The organism is Spirosoma luteolum (assembly GCF_054778875.1).
This window is the reverse complement of sequence record NZ_BAAGZE010000023.1, coordinates 40,114-56,191: the sequence shown is the minus strand read 5'-3', so window position 1 is coordinate 56,191 and position 16,078 is coordinate 40,114. Positions and strand designations below refer to the sequence as shown.

Here is a 16,078-nt window from a genome sequence, read left to right as displayed (position 1 = left end):
AGACACAGAAACGCCAGCATTGCCAATTATACCAATACGCAGAAGGGCCACCCGTCGGGTGGCCCTTCTGCGTATTGGGGGCAGGCGGGTCTACTGCCCGACTACTTTGATGAGCATACCACGGGTAACCTTGTCGCCACCTTTCATGCTATTGATCGTACCCAGTTCTTCCAGCCGTTTGGCAGGCATACCGAGGGCCGCCATCGCTTCCTGAAACGTGCCATCGCGCGGCACCTGCCGCACCCGGATGCGCTCGGGCTGGCGATTCAGCTTGTCGGGGTCGGTCAGGCTGCGGAATCCACCGGCCACGCGCTGAAATGTACCAAACGAGTTCTGAAAGTCGCCGGCTGCCGACAGTCCGTGCAGGGCGTAGATCGAATTGCCGTACTGAATCAGCCACGTGCCGATCTGCAATACCGATCGGGGGTCCTGCTGCTGCTGTTGGGGCTGACCCTGCTGCTGCTGTGGCTGCTGTTTCGAGATAATCACAAAAGCCGGATTGCCGTTGATGGTTGTCTTGTTGCTTTCCAGCACCGTAAGGCCCATTTCCTTCACCATCGTCTGGGCCGCTTCGTCGAGCGAGTTGCCCTGGGCGGGCATCAGAATCATGGCCAGCTTCCCTTCTTTGGGGCCCATCTGAAACTGAGCGGGCGAGTTTTGGTGCTGCCAGCCGCTCGGTACCGGAAACTGGAACTTCAGATCGGGGTGGTAAAACATGTTGTTCTCCACAAAACCCTGTTTCGGGTCTTCGCCGTAAATGATGCCGTCGATCATACGCAGGTAGCCATCGCGGTCGACCTGGTAGTTGCCCGGATTTTTGGCCTGGTAGTCTTTCGCCATTGCATGCACGTTTGAATAGCGGTTGCCCGGATCGGGGTGGGTCGACAGAAAGGTGGGCACGGCCTGCCCGGCATTGTCGGAGATACGCTTGATGGTGGCGAAGAAGTTGGCCATCTGGTGTGCATCATACCCAATTTTGCTCGAGTACTCGACCCCGATTTTGTCGGATTCCGACTCGTGGGCACGGCTGTAGCCCAGCAGCGCCAGTTGCAGCCCCTGTGAGGCCGCTTCGGTCAGCTGCCCCGTTTTGTCGAGCAGTACCGAGCCGGCAATGAGACCCACGGTTCCGAACAGCTGACTGGTTTGCTGGCGGGCCGAGTGCTGGGCGGTGATGTGCCCGATTTCGTGGCCCAGAACGCCGGCAAATTCAGCCTCGTTGTTGAAGTGGGCCATGATACCCCGGGTGAAATAAACGTACCCGCCGGGCACGGCGAAGGCGTTGACAACCGGCGAATCGACAATGTAGAACTGGTAGGGCAGGTCGGGACGGTGCGAAATCTGGGCCATCGCCTTGCCTTTCTCGTTGATGAAAGCCGACAGTTTCTTGTCGTCGTAGAGACCCATGCTGGCTACGACCGACGGGTGCGACTGCTGGCCCAGCGCAATTTCCTGTTCTTTCGACATCAGGATGACCTGCCGTTTGCCCGTAACCGGATTGCGCGAACAGGCCGACAGCAGCAGCAGACCGGGCAGTGCGCCGTAGAGGAGTGTTTTTACTAGGTGGTTCATGTTGATAGGAATGGCGAAACAGACTCATAGCGAGTCCGTTTGTGTGTTAGACACGAAGATTATTAAATCGTCATTAAAAGCCATAGACGGGCTGATTTGTTTGCCGATGGCCAGGGTCTGATGGCCAGAATCGAGGGAGCGGCCGGCGGGCGCGGCACGCAACCCGAATAGGCTGTATCTTCGCAGCCTACTTTCGTTTGTCTGTATGCCTGATCGCCAACGCATCGAGCCGTGGCTCTACTGGCTCGCTGGCCTGTTTGTGCTGCTGTTTACGCTGACCACCTACCACCGCGCCACCGATTTCGACGATGCCTGGTTTGCCGAACAGGCGTATTTTCTGCTGCGCGACGGCGTAGTGCGGTCCGAATTTTTCCGGGGCGTCAATCACTGGGAAGACCGTATCTACGTATTCCATAAACTGTATATCTACCTGCTGGCCGGCTGGACGGCTCTGCTGGGTTTCTCGGCGCCGGCCGTCGAGTCGCTGGGCACCCTGGGAGCGGCTCTCAATGTGGCCGGCCTTTACGCGCTGACCCGCCACGCTACCACAGGCGACCAACAGATCCGCACCCTGTTCGGCTGGAGCCTACTGCTCTACGTTTCGTGCGGGCTGGTGCAGCGGTTCGGCTTCGTAGCCCGTCCCGAAACCATGAACGCGGCCTTCGGGCTGTGGGGCTACTATTTTCTGAGCACGATTCCGCCCCGGTCACTGTCTCCCGACCAGTCCCGGCCACTGTCGGGTCGGCTGGTACTGGCGGCTGTGCTGGCGGGGCTGGCCGCCCTGACCCATCTCAATGGGCTGATGTACGGGCTGGCGGGGCTAACGTGGCTGGCCGTGGCCCGGCGCTGGCGCGAAGGGTTTCTGTACGGCCTGATCTGGGTTACGGTGTTTGCCTTTTATTTTACCGACGTAGCGGTCGACGGGCAGTGGGCACGTTTCCTCCAGCAGTTTCGCTACGACCCGGCCACGCGGCACCTGTTTGGCTGGCTGGCCAAGTTGCGCACCCTGGCCTCGTTCCACCAGATGCTGTTTCATAACCAGGTCGAAGCCGCCATTACGCTGCTGACGGTACTGGTGGGCTGGTTGAGCTGGCGGTACGATCGCGCCAGCCGGCCGCTGATTGGCTATCTGGCGTCGCTGACGGTCTGGCTGTGGCTCATCACGCGGGGCAGCACCAAATACTATATGCTGCTGCTGCTGCCATTTGCCTGCCTGCTGGCCGGCCGGGCTCTGGTGGGGCCAGTAAGGCAATGGCCAGTGCGGTGGCAGCGCGTAGCTGCGGTGCTGGTGGTAGGCTGGCTGGTGTCGGGCGTTGCCGAGGCCGGACAGCTGCTGTACGCCAACCGCGCCCCCGTCGTGGCCGAACGAACGGCCCGGCTGGCGACGCTGATGGGCAAACCGGGGGCCACCATCATTGGTCCGCTTGACCTGTTTTTCGAGCAGGTCGGTCACTACCGCATCCACAGTCTGACTTACTATTACCTGCTCAACCAGCACGAATACGGAGGTAAGCTGAGCCTGCCTCAATTCTTCGAGCTGGCTGCCCGCGAAGGCGCTGCGTATGTGGTTACGGATCCGAAGCTGAACATGGCTTACGACATTCCCGACACGGCCCCCGCCCGCATCGGGCGCTACCGACGCATCTACCAGGACGACTGGAACAGTCTCTACAAGCTGGAATAAAGGCGGGGGAGTGGGTTTGTTGTTTGTAGTTTGTCGTTCGTTGTAACGGGTGACAGCTGTTGCCGCCAATAGCAAACCACAGACCACAAACTACAAACTGTAAACCACAAACTGTAAACCGTAAACTATAAACTCCCCACCTGCTCGATCACCTGCCAGATCAAATCCGACTCATAGCCCTTGCTGAGGGCGAAGCGGAATAGCTTCTGTTTGACCACCAGTGGGTTGTCGTCGCGCAGGCTCTGGCGTTTTCGGGTGAGCAGGTCGGTCAGGGTGGTGTGGTAGTCGTCGGGCTCGATTTCTTTCATGGCCTGATCGAGGTTATAGCCCGTAATGCCCCGTTGCTGGAGGTGCTGCTTTATTTTGCGTCGGCCCCAGCCTTTGACCCGAAACTTGCCGCCGGCAAACGATTTGGCAAACCGCTCTTCGTTGAGGTAGTTCTGCTGAATCAGTTCGGCAATAATTTCTTCGGCATCATCGCCCCACACACCCCACTCGTTCAGCCGGTCACGCACTTCCTGCTGTGTCCGCTCCTGATAGGCACAGAACATGGCCGCTTTCCGAAGGGCATCCTTAAGCAGATCGGTCATGGCATTGGGCTAGGTCAGCAGGTTGTCGAGGGCGCGGGGCAGGTCGCCAAACTGATACTGGAAATCGGTTTCATCGGCAATACGCTTGTTCAGCACGTAATTACCCCCCAGCACCGTAATGGCCAGTTCGCCAAACATCAGTTTCAGGGCAAACGACGGGATGTTGGGCAGAATAAGCGGGCGGTGCAGCACGGCCGCAATGGCTTTGGTGAGCCCCTCGTTGGTAACGGGCATCGGCGCTACGGCGTTATACACCCCCGACCACGACTCGTCGGTGAGGGCCTGGCAATACATCCGGCACAGGTCGTCGAGGTGAATCCAGGAAATATATTGCTGCCCCGACCCCAGCGGGGCTCCGGCGCCGAGCCGGATCGGCTGGGCAATTTTGGGCAGGGCCCCACCCGCCATGGTCAGTACCACGCCGGTACGGAGTTTCACCGTCCGGATGCCTAGGGCGGCTACTTCGTCTTCGGCCCGTTCCCAGGCCCGCGTTACCTGTGCCAGAAAATCGGTGCCGCCGGTTGCCGTTTCGGTCAGGGGCCGGTCGGCGGTGTCGCCCCCGTAGTACCCAATGGCCGATGCGCCGATAAATGCCTTTACGGTATGGGTAGTGCTGGCCAGCGCCTTGGCCAGCAGCTTGGTCGATTCGGTACGGCTGTTCAGAATCTCGTCTTTGCGGGCATCGGTCCAGCGCTCGTCGGCGATACCGGCCCCGGCCAGGTGGATAATGTAGTCGGCACTCTGAATAGCCCGGGGATCGATGTGCCCCTTTTTAATATCCCACTGAAAGACGCGGACGTTGGGCACCGGCTCGGCCGAGCGGCTCAGCAGGGCAACCTGAAAGCCTTGCTGGTGAAGAATTTCCGTTAGCCGGTGGCCAATGGTGCCGGTTCCGCCGGTCAGTAATACCGTCTTGTTCATGGTAGGTCATGGGATGTTGTACTCATTCTATAACCCATGATTACGCATTGGGGTTTCCCCGAGGTCTTATTCCCGGCGGCACGGTCAGACTTTACCGCCGGGAATAAGACCCCGCGAACCGATGCTGGACAGACCAGTGCGGGCCCGGTTGGCATCGACCGGCCAGCGGGGGAAGGGGCGGGTGGGAGAGAGGCATCGGGCGGGTTGCTAGGGCTGGCGCCAGAAGGGCATTTCGGCCTGTTGCAGGAGTAGTTTGCGGTTGCTGCCCGTAGCGTCGCTGGTATACACGTTGCGCTGCCCCGTGCCCGTGTTATCGGTACTGGTGAAAATGAGGGCAGCTCCGGTGGGGGAGTAACGCGGGTCGAGGTCGTTGGTACCGGCGGGTTTGTTGCCCTGATTGCCCGTGTTCCCCTGGCCTTTCGACAGATCGGTCAGCGTGTTGGTCGTCAGGTCGAAGCGGTAGATGCGGGCGTCGAGCTGCCGACCCTGATCGTTCTGAAAATCGGTCGAGTCGGCCGAAAAGAGAACCTGCCGTCCGTTGACCGAAAAGGCCGGGTTGCCCACGCGACCGTTTCGACGGGTGTAGAACGTGCGTGCGTTGCTGCCATCGACCGAAAAAACGCTTAACTCGTTGTCGTAGACGCTTGTGCCGGTGCTGCGGGCCACAATCCGATCGCCCTGCGGAGTCCAGTCGCAGCCGGCCCAGATGCGTCCGTAGCTGGCCAGCGCCACAGTGCGCAGGCCAACGCCGTCGGTCCGGATCGCGTACAGCCGGTCGTTGGCCGGATACAGTAGCTGGGTACCGTCGGGCGACCAGCAGAACGTCAGATCCAGCGCCGACAGACCACTGATCGGCACCGTTGTGACCCGTTGCCGGTTGCTGCCGTCGAGGTTCATGGTGTACAGCTGCACATCGGTATCGGCATTGGAGATAAACGCGATGCGCTGCCCGTTGGGGCTCACAACGGGCCGCCAGTTGCTGCCGGTACGGGTGAGCTGGCTAACGGCCCCATCGGCCGTGGCTCCGAAAATCTGGAACTGACCATTCATCCGCCGGGCAAATACGTAACTGTACACGGGGTAGCTGCCGGTCTGAAACGACCACACTGCCCCGTTGACGGTGTTGACGCCGTCTTTGACCAGTACCTGCCAGAGGTACGTGGTGTTGTAGTCCAGCCCGCTGATGGTCAGCGAATCGGCTGTCAGGCCGGTGTAGGAACTGGTGGGTGTGCTGGCTCCGGCCCGAAACAGGAGCACATCGTAGGTCAGTGTATCGCGGTTGGGGTCGGTGGCAGTCCATTTAAGCGTCAGCGTCGTCGACTGGGTCGTACTGTTCAGGGCGGGCGCGACCAGTACAGGCGCTGTGGGCGGGCGATTCTGGGTCTTGTCGTCGGTGAGCAGGATCGTAACGGCCGGCGAGGTGGTTGTGGTCGGCGCAACAGTGACTACCTGCGTGCCGTAGCCTGCTTTCGACGCCTGCACCGTGTAGTTGCCGACGATAACGCTGTCGAACCGGAATGAGCCCGAAGAGTCGGTCGAAACGATTCGGTTGCCGGGCGTCAGCTTGACCGTAGCGTTGCCGATCGGTTGCTGGTTGACACTGTAGAGCACCCGGCCCCGCACCGTGGCGAGCTGTACCGGATCGACATAGACGTCTTCGTTGCAACTCGCCAGCGCCAGCAGCCCGGCCGTGACGAACAGGATATAATAAAGCAATCGCATGGTGAACCGGTTGGCAAAAAAACGGGCTGATAAGGGCGGGGTCATGGCGGTGGGATTACTTGCCGGTGATTGATTTGGGCCTGGGACGAAACAGGCTGCCGATATGCAGGGTCAGCCCGACGGTGGCCCGCAGGTAATAATCGTTGCGGGTACCGGCCACAATGCCGTCGAGGGCATCGGTGAAGGGCTGGTTGTAGGAGAGGGTAGTGCGGAAACCCAGCGCCCCGGCCGATGCGTAGCGAATGCCTACGCCCCCTTGCGCCTGGGCGTAGCGGCTGCCCTGCCAGTTGACGGGCGATGCCCCCTGGCGCGACACCAGGCCTCCCCCGATAAACAGCAGCGAACTCCAGCGCTGGAAGGGTGTCGGCGTATACACCAGGTTGCCCTCCAGCGATGCGATACGGGTCGAAAAGACGCCTTCGCTCGACAGGGTGCCGCTGGCGCCGTTGAGCTGAAGGCCCAGCGTTGGCCTAAACTGCACATCGACCGAGGCTCCGTAGGTGCTGGCCATACTGTGCCGGGCATAGTCGCCATAGTAGCGCATAACACCCGCCCAGGGCTGGATGGTGATGAGGGGCGCGTCGATTTCGGGGCGCATGCCATACACGTCGGTTTCGTTCATGCGGTTTTTTTCGCGCTCGTAGGCGTCGAGAACGGTTTTCATCGGTCCGGCCGACTTTTCGGCTGCCGCCCACAGTCCATCCCGAACGCCCTCGACGATTAGACCTTCCACGGCTTTTTCGATGGCTTCGGTCACGGCCAGCTGCCCCGGCTCGGTAGTGGTCAGGCCGGTTTCAGTTTCCAGCAGCCGCTTGAAGCTTACGTAGCGGAACAGGCTGGCATTGACCGACTGCGACAGGATGGTCTTGGAGGTGTAAATCGTTTTCAGAATCTTACCCGTCTTGGTGGCTACGGCCCGCAGGTAAACCGTTACGCGATCCTGCCGGTACTGCGTGGAGCCCCCCGCGCTGAAATACTGGAGGCCACCCCCGCCGGTAATGATGTTGGCATCGTATGAAACCACGCCCCCCTCCAGAATGACCCCGGCAAACAGCAGCGGAGGCAGGTTTTCGCCTTCCTTGAACTGGGCCACGCTCGACCGGACAATCTTGCGTTCGTTGAGCAGGTTACTCACGTTTTCGCGCTCGATCGGCACAAACCAGTTGCTTTCTTCGAGGGCCTTGAGCAGAATGTTGGTGGTGCCCTGCGTAACGGCTGTCGAAAAACCCGCGCCGGTTTCGGTCTGTTTGTACTGCCCGGTGAGGTCGCGGAATTTATACACGGCGGCCACGATTTTTTCATGGGGCGGGGGCAGCTGGCGCAGGGTGGCCGTAGTAGGCGTTTCTTCGCCCGGCCGGGCCCGGCGTGGCCCCGTGGGCTGATAAAAAAAGGTCGTGCAGCTGCTCAGAAAACCCGTCAGCAGCAGGGCGATTGGCAGGCGGTGCCGCCCGTAGGTATAGCGTGCCATAGATAAGTGGAGTAGGGGGGCGCGGTGGGGGGTCAGTAATAGGGTACGGTAATGCTGGTTTCGCCCCCTTTGCCATCGACGATACGGACCACCACGCCACTGGACCCGTTGGTGATTTCGACCTGGAAATCGCCGAAGGTGTAGGTGCCGGGCTTGAGCGTCGACTCGCCGAACTGTTTGCTGATGAGGTTGCTGGTAATGCGGCTGAGCAGCTGGTTTTGCAGGCTCTGCGCGTAGGCATCGAGCTGCGACGTACTGCTGCTGGCCGTGCCGGTCTGGTTACGTTTGGCCGACGGGTCGACGGTGCGGTCCTGCGCCTGCGCCGAACTGAGCATCCACGAATAATTGAACGTGTTGCCGCCAAAGTTGGGGTTGTTGGGGCGATAGACCAGGCTCTGGGCGCTGGCGCTGGCACCGGCCAGCAGCAGAGCCAGCAGCAGCAGAAGACGGTAGTGCATGAGGAAGAAGCGTTGTGGGTCAGCGAGTCTGAACTTAAAAAATGCCCGAACCCCGCTGGTCGTCGTTTTCGAGCGAACGTTGAACGTCCTGATAGTTAAGTACATACTGATTGATCAGTTCGGCAGCATCGAAGGCGTAAGCCTCCAGGATTTCGGTCCGGGCCTGCACGTAGTTTTGCCAGATAACCTGGTCGTTGAGCGACACCACCATCACGGTCGTGCCAACGCCAAAGGCCGGCAACTCATCGATTGTGACCACAAAAGCCGCCAGATCGAGGTCGAGGTTGGGGGCAACCGTGCGGGTCGAATCGGCTGGGGCGGGCAGGCCCGGCGCTTTAGGCAACTCGGCATAGCGCCGGAAAAAAGCCTCGTAGAAGTCGCGCCCGATCTTCGACCGGGTATTGTCGAGCAGCAGCGTCTGGGTACCCTCCTCCGTCACAACGGCCTCGTCGAGCCTTGTTTCGTCGAGGGTTTCGTCCGACAGACCGGGGTCCTGTGCCCGCAGACTCGGTCCCGCCAGCAGCAGACAGCACAGCACCAGCAAACGAAATCGGTTCATGGCTGGCTGGTCAACGCCCCGGGGTGGGGCCGTTCTGAATCCGAATCGTTGCCCCGCCCGACTGCTCGATACGCAAGTTGGCCACACCCTGACCCGATGATGCCGGACTGGGCACCGTCAGGCCGTCGGCCACGATGGTGTTGTTGCCCCCGCGCTGAATCAGGTCGATGCCAGCATGGCTGCCCGTCAGGCCGGCCAGCTGCACCACGTCGCCCCCGTTCTGGTCGATGCGCAGGCGGTTGGTCGATCCGGTCAGGCCCAGGGTCAGCACGTTGCCGCCCCCGGCCTGGGTCAGCATCAGCTGGTTGGCCTGGCCCGTCAGCTGAACCGATGCCGTGTTGCCACTGGCCGTCTGGTTCAGTTGCACGCGGTTCTGACTGCCGTTGAGCACGGCCATCAGGGCCTGGTTGCCACTGCCAGCCTGCTGAATGATCACTTCATTAGCCGACGACAGGGCCGGTGCCGCACCGGTGCCGGCTGCCGTCCATTGCCAGTAAGCATCCGGTAGTGCCGACGCCGGTCCGGGGGCCGGCTGGGCCCCGGCGCCGGTCGTCAGGCCCAGTAAAAGAAATAGTAGACAACGCATAGGGAGAGGGGCCATTGGGAGAAACAGCGGTAACCGATGCCAGTCGTGGCACCGGTTACCGCATGCCGTAGCGATTAGTTGCGACCGGTCTGGATAATCGTGGCCATGTTGCCGGTGCCCAACTGCGTGACGTTGGCAATATTCGGCACGTATACTCCGCCCGAACCCGAATCCTGGCTGATTGAAAGGGTGTTGGTGGTGCCCCGCTGCGTGGCAAAGCTGCCGGCGCTACCATCGGCCGCCCGAATAAGGTTATAATTGCCCGTTTGTGAGAGCGTGGCTACGTTACGTTCGCCAACCTGCAGCAGACGAGCCTGGTTCTGGCTGGACTCCTGGGTGATCGTAGCCAGGTTGCCGACGGAGGATTTGCCGGCCTGCTCGCCCTGATTGACCTGCGCCACGTTGCCAGAATTAGCGGGCGAACTCAGGTTCTGATTGATGGTTGCTGTGCTGCTGATGCTATTGATCTGGTTGATGCCGGCCGTGTTGTCGTATCCGTTTTGCCGGACCGTTGCCGCATTCATCCGGGCATTATACTGCTGGTTGATCGTCGCGTTGCTGTTGCCGCCCAATTGCTCAATCGTAGCCTGGTTGTTCTGGGCATTAAACTGCTGGTTAATGGTGGCACCGTTGCTGCCTGTGCCTGTCTGCTCAATCGTAGCCTGGTTAGTGCGACTGGTATTCGACTGATTCACCTTCGCTACGTCGCCAAAACCGGTCTGCAGTATCGAGGCCTTGTTGCTCAACGATATATCGCTCTGAACGATGTTGGCGTTTTCGTAGTACGCTCCGCTGATCTGGCTGATCGTCGCTTCATTGCCGGAAGCGCTGTTGTTCTGCGCGATCGATCCCGCGCTGCCCTCGCCGGTTTGCGTGATCAGCCCCCTATTCTTATCACTGGTGCCGCTTTGCTGAATACTGGCCGCTACGTTGATGGCTGCATCCCCGGTAGTGCCCTGATTGATGCGGGCTTCGTTGCTGACCGACGTCGTCGACTGCTCGATCTTGGTTTGCCGGCTACCGTTGGCGTACTGAGTAATCGTGGCCAGGTTTGCCTTACTGACGTTGCTCTGGTTGATGGTGACATCCCTGTTGTTGGAACCCTGTTGGTAGAGATCAGCCCAGTTACCGCCCTGTGCGCGCACCGCTCCCACGCTGGTACCGTCGGTTACCTGCAGCGGGCTTTCCCCACTGCCGTTACTTTGCGTGATGCTGCCCACGTTGCCCGTGCCCCCCACCTGGGTCACGTAGCCCCGGTTGCCCAACGAGCCTACGTCCTGGCGTACGATGGCCGTGTTGCCGGCCTCGCCGGTGCTCTCCTGGCGGGTAGCCGCGAAGTTACCCACATTGCGCTGCGTGGTCTGATCCTGCGAGATGATCGACGTGAGGTAATTGCCCGTCTGCTGCTGCCGGGCCGTTTGACTGATACCGGTCTGTACGGTGGTGGTGGTGTTGCTCTGGGCAAAGCCGGCAGCGGCAAACCCCAGCAGGGCCGAACCGGTAAGGAGTACTTTTTTCATGGGAATGGGCTGGTTAGTAGGAAAAGTTGCTGGTTAGTGGGTCGGGAGATCCGGCCGTTGGGATACGGGTAATGCGATGAAGCGTGGGCTACCGTCATCCTGACGACGGTAGTCCACGCTTCTGAATCGGCTAGTTGTGGCCCAGTTGTACAATGTTGGCCATATTGCCATTACCGATCTGGCTGACGTTGGCGGTGTTTCGCACATACGGTGCGCTTGCCCCAGAATCCTGTGTAACTGTCATGGTGTTGTTGTCACCCCGTTGCATCGCGAAACTATCGGCTGTTCCGTCGCCAGCCCGGATGATGTTGAAGTCGCCCGTTTGAGTCAGCGTACCCGTGTTGCTGATACCTACCTGTAGCAGTCGGGCCGAGTTCTGGCTGTAATTCTGAACGATCGAGGCAGCGTTTGCTGCCGATGTGCCTGCCCCCAGTTCGCCCTGCTTGATTTCAGCGACGTTACTGAAGCCAGCCGTCGAACTCAAATCCTGCTTGATACTGGCCCTGTTACCGCTACTGTTGGCATTAACCTGCTCGATAGTCGCCATGTTGGAGAAGCCATTCTGATCGATAGCCGCTGTTCCGTTGGCCGCATAATCGGTCTGTTTGATCGTGGCCATGCCGCCAAAACCGCGCTGCATGATATCCGCCGTATTGTAGCCGCTGGCATCGCTTTGCTTCACGAATCCTGTATTACCTCCCCGTTGCTGGGTGATCGTAGCCGCGTTAGTGGTCGAGTAGTTCTGCTGTTCAATGGTAGCTGATGATCCGCTGCCGTCTGTCTGGCTAACCGTTGCCTTGTTGTTATCACTACCCGCTATGTTTCCTCCTTTCTGAGTAACAACAGCGTCATTACCGCTAGCCAGCTGTGTTACAAACGCTTCGTTGTTGCGGCTGTTTCCCTGCTGCGACACAACCACCCGTCCGTTTGAGATGGAAGCGCTGGCCGTTCCCTGATTAACCGTTGCCGTATTCCCGTTCGAGTTGTCCGACTGGTCGATGGATGTCTGGCGGTTGCCGGAACCGTACTGGTAGATCTCACCGAAGTTTCTGCTGGCCGACTTTCCCTGATTGACGTAGGTGTTCTTGTTGTTGCTACCCTGCTGGAGAATACCCGCCCAGTTGCCACCTGCTGCCTTTACGTCGGCTGCCGACGTACCGCTGCCCACATGCAGTGATCCGCCACCACTGTTGTCACTTTGGGTAATCGTGCCTTTGTTGCCCGTACCAATCTCCTGCGCTACAAAAGCGCGGTTCGAGTTGGCATTTGTCTTCTGATCGATGATCGCTTCATTGCCTGCCGTACCGGTACTTGTCTGGTTCGTTCCGGCGTAACTGCCCGCGTTGCTGCCCGACCCTTTGTCCTGCGTAATGGTCGATTTCAGGTAATTACCACTCTGGTATTGGGAGGCCGATTGGCTGGTTCCGTTTTGCAGCAGCGTGGCGGTGTTGTTCTGGGCGAAGCCGGCTGCGGCAAAGGCCAGCAGGGCCGATCCGGTGAGGAGTACTTTTTTCATAGTGGTTAGTTAGTAGAAATTGGAAAATTGAACTGGGTTGTTGTACGCATACGATCGGCTACGGCCGGCGATGGCCACGCCGGGTAGGGCGCCGGCGGGGTGCCCGAGCTGGTGTCGGCTCGGGCAGGGTCGTGATGGTGTTCTGGTCGTTGTCCGACGATTGGCTGATGGTCGCCGTCGATAGCCCTTCCTGCGAAATCTCGACCGAGTTGGGGCCAAACGGTCCGTCGCCACGGCTACGCTGCTCGATGGTGGTCTGGGTGCCTTTCGTCACCCGCAGACTAACGCGGTTGCCGGGCTGGCTGGCATCGGTTGGGCTGCCACCGCCCGACTGGCTGATGCTGACGGTGTTGCCCTCGCCCGACTGGGTGACGGAAGCCGAGTTGCCCGCAGCACCCGACTGACTGATGCTGACAGTGTTCTGGCCGAAGGCTGCCGCTGCACAGAACAGCGTACCCAGGGTGAGGAGTGTGGTTTGCATGGCACGTAAAGGGTTAGTAGTCAAGAGAAAAGAGGAAGGTATGGTGCCGGCCGGGCGGATGATTCTGCCGGCCAATCGACAAGTCAAATGTAGACCGGCGCGGAACCGGATGCCGGGGAAAGGCAGTGAATGACGGTGTGTGGTAAGTGAAAACGGCGGTTTCGTGTGCGAACGATACTGCCCCCACCGGGCGGTGGTCACCGGCCCGGCCCGCTTGCCCGAAGCCCGCCCGGCTGCCGCCTTACCGGTAGAGAAAATGGCGCATGAAATCGTCCTTGCAGCTTCGGCTCATGGGCAGCAGCTGCGGCCCGATGCTGACCTCCACGTCGTTGAACGACTCGACAGCGTTGATGTTGATGGCGTAGGAACGATGGATACGGACCAGCCAGGGCTGACTGATGCGTTCCAGCAGGTTGCTAAGCGTCAGCCGGAGAATGTATTTGCGGCTCGACGTAACCAGCCGCGTATAGGTATTGTCGGCCTCCAGATACAGCAATTCATTCAGGTCGATGCGGATGAACTGGTAGTTCTGCTTGATATACAGGTAGTTGTTGATTTGTAGTAAACTCTCGCGGCTCGTGCTGTCGCGATCGGGCGTTGCCAGGGGCGGGGCAATCAGCTGCCGGGTGGCGTTATGAACGGCCAGGTCGATGGCGATACGGAGGCTGGTGAGCTGAAAGGGCTTGTTGAGGTAAGCCGCCGGATACGTCTGCTTGGCCCGCTCTACCGTGCTGCTGTCGGTCAGGGCGGTCAGGTAGATAACCGGCACCGGCCGCTCGGCCGTTAGCTGACGAACCGTCTCGATGCCGTCCCAATCGCCTTTGATCATAATATCGCACAGCACCAGATCGACCGTATGGCGCTGGAACAGGTCGAGCGCCTTGCGGCCGTTGTTGACCGTGCCGATGACCGAGTACCCTTCTTCTTCCAGGCTGTCGGACAGATCCATGGCCAGAATAGGCTCGTCTTCGACCACCAGAATTTGCATGCGTTCTGTTGTTTTCATGGGTGTATGTATGGGCGTAGATGATACAAAAAAGCAGTGGCCGACCGGCCAGTGGCAGGGTCGGAATGGGTTGGGGCATCCCTGACCCGGTGGCCGGCTGGGGTTATTGCGCTGGGTTGGATAAGGGTGGTTCCGGGCCGGCCGGTGATTCAGGCGGTGGCCAGCCGAACGTTGGGCATCGACAGCCGGAAGAGGGTGCCATTCTGCCGGAACCACTCGGCCTGTCCGTCGAGCTGCTCGCTCAGCGACGTAATCAGTCGTTTCCCAAACGACCGGGGGCCGGCCGGCTGGCCGTCGACGATGTCGATGCCGGGGCCATTGTCCTGCACTTCCAGGGTCATGCCTTTGCCCGATGTTTCATCATTCTGGTGCAGTCGGATCGACAGCTGCGGATCGGTATGGCTGTCGTAGGCGTATTTAAACGCATTGGTGATCAGCTCGTTGGCGATCAATCCTAGCGGGATGGCCACGTCGACGTCCAGCTCCGGCAGCGCCACGTCGAGGTGCAGATCGAACCGGTCAGGCTGATAGCCGTAGGCGCTCATCAGGCTCCGGGCCAGATCGTTGAGGTACTCACCCATGTCGACACTGGCCACCCGGTCGGTCTGGTAGAGCCGCTGGTGAATAAGTGACATGGCTTCGACTCGCTGCTGGCCTACCCGCACGGCCTGAATGGCCTTTTCATCGTCGAGCCGGTTCGACTGCAGGTTGAGCAGGCTCGAAATAATGGCCAGGTTGTTTTTTACGCGGTGGTGCAGTTCTTTCATCATCAGCGTCAGCTGGGTCGACTGCTGCTGAATCTGGTTGCGGCTGCGGCCCAGGCGCCGGTACTGCCAGTAGAGAGCCCCGAGCAGGATCGACAGAGCCAGCAGCCCACCGGCTCCGGCGCTGATCTGCCGGGCCTGATGCGTCGTGATGGCATCGAGCAACTTGATCTGATCTTCTTTCTGCCGGTTCTGATACCGGGCTTCCAGGCTGGCTACCTGCTGGTTCTTGGTGGCGTTGAACACGCTGTCGTGGCTGGCCGTGTACTGCCGGTAGTAGGTGAAAGCCTGTCGGTAGTCGCCCCGCAGTTCGGCAATCCGGCTCAGGTGGGCATACACTTCTTCCTGCGTTGTGTGTCGGGAGCTACCCGTGCTGTCGGTCCAGGCCAGGGCCCGGTGGCAGGCCTGTTCGGCTTCGGCCAGTTTGTGCTGCGGAATCAGCACCGCCGGCAGATTGGCGTATACGTAGCCCTGAAAATAAGTGTCGTGGTGCTGGTTGCCATAGGCCAGTACCTGACGCATTAGGTTTTCGGCCTGGCCGTATCGCTCCTGCTTCTTGTACAGCAATGCCAGATTGAACAGAGACGCGAAGTAAGATGCGGTGTCTTTATTCGCTCTGTAATAGGCCAGCACCGGTTTCGTGTAGGCAATGGCCCGGTCGAACCGGCGGGCATGGGCTTCGATGTTGGCCATCGTGCCGTACAGTTCGTGCAGTTCACCCGGGAGGTTGTGCGTTCGGGCCAGGTCGATGCCATACTGCACATACCGGCGGGCGTCGGTCAGCTTGTCGATCCGGTCGTAGGCAAAGCCGATAAACGACGCTGTGCGGGCCAGCTTGCGCGGCTGGCTGCGCTGCCTGAAGGCGGTCATGGCCTTCAAATACCAGCCGATGGCCGAGCTGTAATCGCCCGACGAACCGTACCAGAAGCCGATGGCCCGGTAGCTCATACCAAGGGCATCGGGGTCGTTGCCGGCCAGCGCTATCGACAGCGACTGGTCAAAGGCCGCGCGGGCTTTGTCCAGCTGACCGGCGTAGATCAGCGAGTCGCCGATGTTGCGGAGTGTCCAGAGCTTGACGGAGTCGGGGGCCGAGCGCAGCGCGGCCGGTAGCCTATCGGGTTGTGCCTGCAGGCAGGTGGGTAGCAGGATGAGCAGCCAGCTAACGGACTGCCGATACAATCGATTCATGTTGGGTTAGGGGAGAAGCCCGACGGGAACGATCGCCGTTGGGTCT

14 protein-coding genes are annotated in these 16,078 nt (G+C 60.1%); 1 reads left to right on the top strand and 13 read right to left on the bottom strand.

Features of this window, described 5'->3' with window-relative positions; translation table 11 throughout:
* Nucleotides 1-90: 90 nt before the first annotated feature.
* Nucleotides 91-1,569: a M48 family metalloprotease gene (locus tag ACYVAC_RS20535; RefSeq protein WP_461099679.1), complete on the bottom strand. Its 1,479-nt coding sequence runs from the start codon at nt 1,567-1,569 to the stop codon at nt 91-93.
* A 205-nt stretch (nt 1,570-1,774) separates the two neighbouring features.
* On the opposite strand from ACYVAC_RS20535, the gene ACYVAC_RS20530 reads away from it, so the two are divergent.
* Nucleotides 1,775-3,253: a hypothetical protein gene (locus ACYVAC_RS20530; RefSeq protein WP_461099678.1), complete on the top strand. Its 1,479-nt coding sequence runs from the start codon at nt 1,775-1,777 to the stop codon at nt 3,251-3,253.
* A 125-nt stretch (nt 3,254-3,378) separates the two neighbouring features.
* Here the strand turns inward: ACYVAC_RS20530 and ACYVAC_RS20525 are convergent, their stop codons facing one another.
* From ACYVAC_RS20525 to ACYVAC_RS20470, 12 genes are all read right to left on the bottom strand, one after another.
* Nucleotides 3,379-3,843, bottom strand: coding sequence for a regulatory protein RecX (locus tag ACYVAC_RS20525; protein WP_461099677.1), 465 nt, complete (start codon nt 3,841-3,843; stop codon nt 3,379-3,381).
* A gap of 9 nt (nt 3,844-3,852) precedes the next feature.
* The gene (locus ACYVAC_RS20520) at nt 3,853-4,764 is read right to left on the bottom strand and encodes a TIGR01777 family oxidoreductase (RefSeq protein ID WP_461099676.1); all 912 of its coding nucleotides are present in this window, start codon (nt 4,762-4,764) and stop codon (nt 3,853-3,855) included.
* Nucleotides 4,765-4,971: 207 nt separating this feature from the next.
* On the bottom strand, nt 4,972-6,486 hold the full coding sequence (locus tag ACYVAC_RS20515) for a carboxypeptidase regulatory-like domain-containing protein (protein WP_461099675.1): 1,515 nt from the start codon (nt 6,484-6,486) through the stop codon (nt 4,972-4,974).
* A 55-nt stretch (nt 6,487-6,541) separates the two neighbouring features.
* Nucleotides 6,542-7,954, bottom strand: coding sequence for a CsgG/HfaB family protein (locus tag ACYVAC_RS20510; protein WP_461099674.1), 1,413 nt, complete (start codon nt 7,952-7,954; stop codon nt 6,542-6,544).
* 32 nt (nt 7,955-7,986) lie between these two features.
* On the bottom strand, nt 7,987-8,412 hold the full coding sequence (locus ACYVAC_RS20505; RefSeq protein ID WP_461099673.1) for a curli production assembly/transport component CsgF: 426 nt from the start codon (nt 8,410-8,412) through the stop codon (nt 7,987-7,989).
* A gap of 34 nt (nt 8,413-8,446) precedes the next feature.
* Nucleotides 8,447-8,971, bottom strand: coding sequence for a CsgE family curli-type amyloid fiber assembly protein (locus tag ACYVAC_RS20500; protein WP_461099672.1), 525 nt, complete (start codon nt 8,969-8,971; stop codon nt 8,447-8,449).
* Nucleotides 8,972-8,981: 10 nt separating this feature from the next.
* The gene (locus tag ACYVAC_RS20495) at nt 8,982-9,557 is read right to left on the bottom strand and encodes a hypothetical protein (RefSeq protein WP_461099671.1); all 576 of its coding nucleotides are present in this window, start codon (nt 9,555-9,557) and stop codon (nt 8,982-8,984) included.
* Nucleotides 9,558-9,631: 74 nt separating this feature from the next.
* Nucleotides 9,632-11,077: a hypothetical protein gene (locus ACYVAC_RS20490; RefSeq protein ID WP_461099669.1), complete on the bottom strand. Its 1,446-nt coding sequence runs from the start codon at nt 11,075-11,077 to the stop codon at nt 9,632-9,634.
* A gap of 130 nt (nt 11,078-11,207) precedes the next feature.
* Nucleotides 11,208-12,593 carry a hypothetical protein gene (locus ACYVAC_RS20485; protein WP_461099668.1) on the bottom strand — a complete coding sequence of 462 codons (1,386 nt, stop codon included), beginning with the start codon at nt 12,591-12,593 and terminating at the stop codon, nt 11,208-11,210.
* A 58-nt stretch (nt 12,594-12,651) separates the two neighbouring features.
* Entirely contained in the window at nt 12,652-13,074 is a 423-nt protein-coding gene (locus tag ACYVAC_RS20480; RefSeq protein ID WP_461099667.1) for a curlin repeat-containing protein, read from the bottom strand.
* A 241-nt stretch (nt 13,075-13,315) separates the two neighbouring features.
* Nucleotides 13,316-14,080 (bottom strand): response regulator, encoded by a 765-nt coding sequence (locus tag ACYVAC_RS20475; RefSeq protein WP_461099665.1) that lies wholly within the window; start codon nt 14,078-14,080, stop codon nt 13,316-13,318.
* 149 nt (nt 14,081-14,229) lie between these two features.
* On the bottom strand, nt 14,230-16,032 hold the full coding sequence (locus tag ACYVAC_RS20470) for a histidine kinase dimerization/phosphoacceptor domain -containing protein (protein ID WP_461099664.1): 1,803 nt from the start codon (nt 16,030-16,032) through the stop codon (nt 14,230-14,232).
* Between the last annotated feature and the right edge of the window lie 46 nt (nt 16,033-16,078).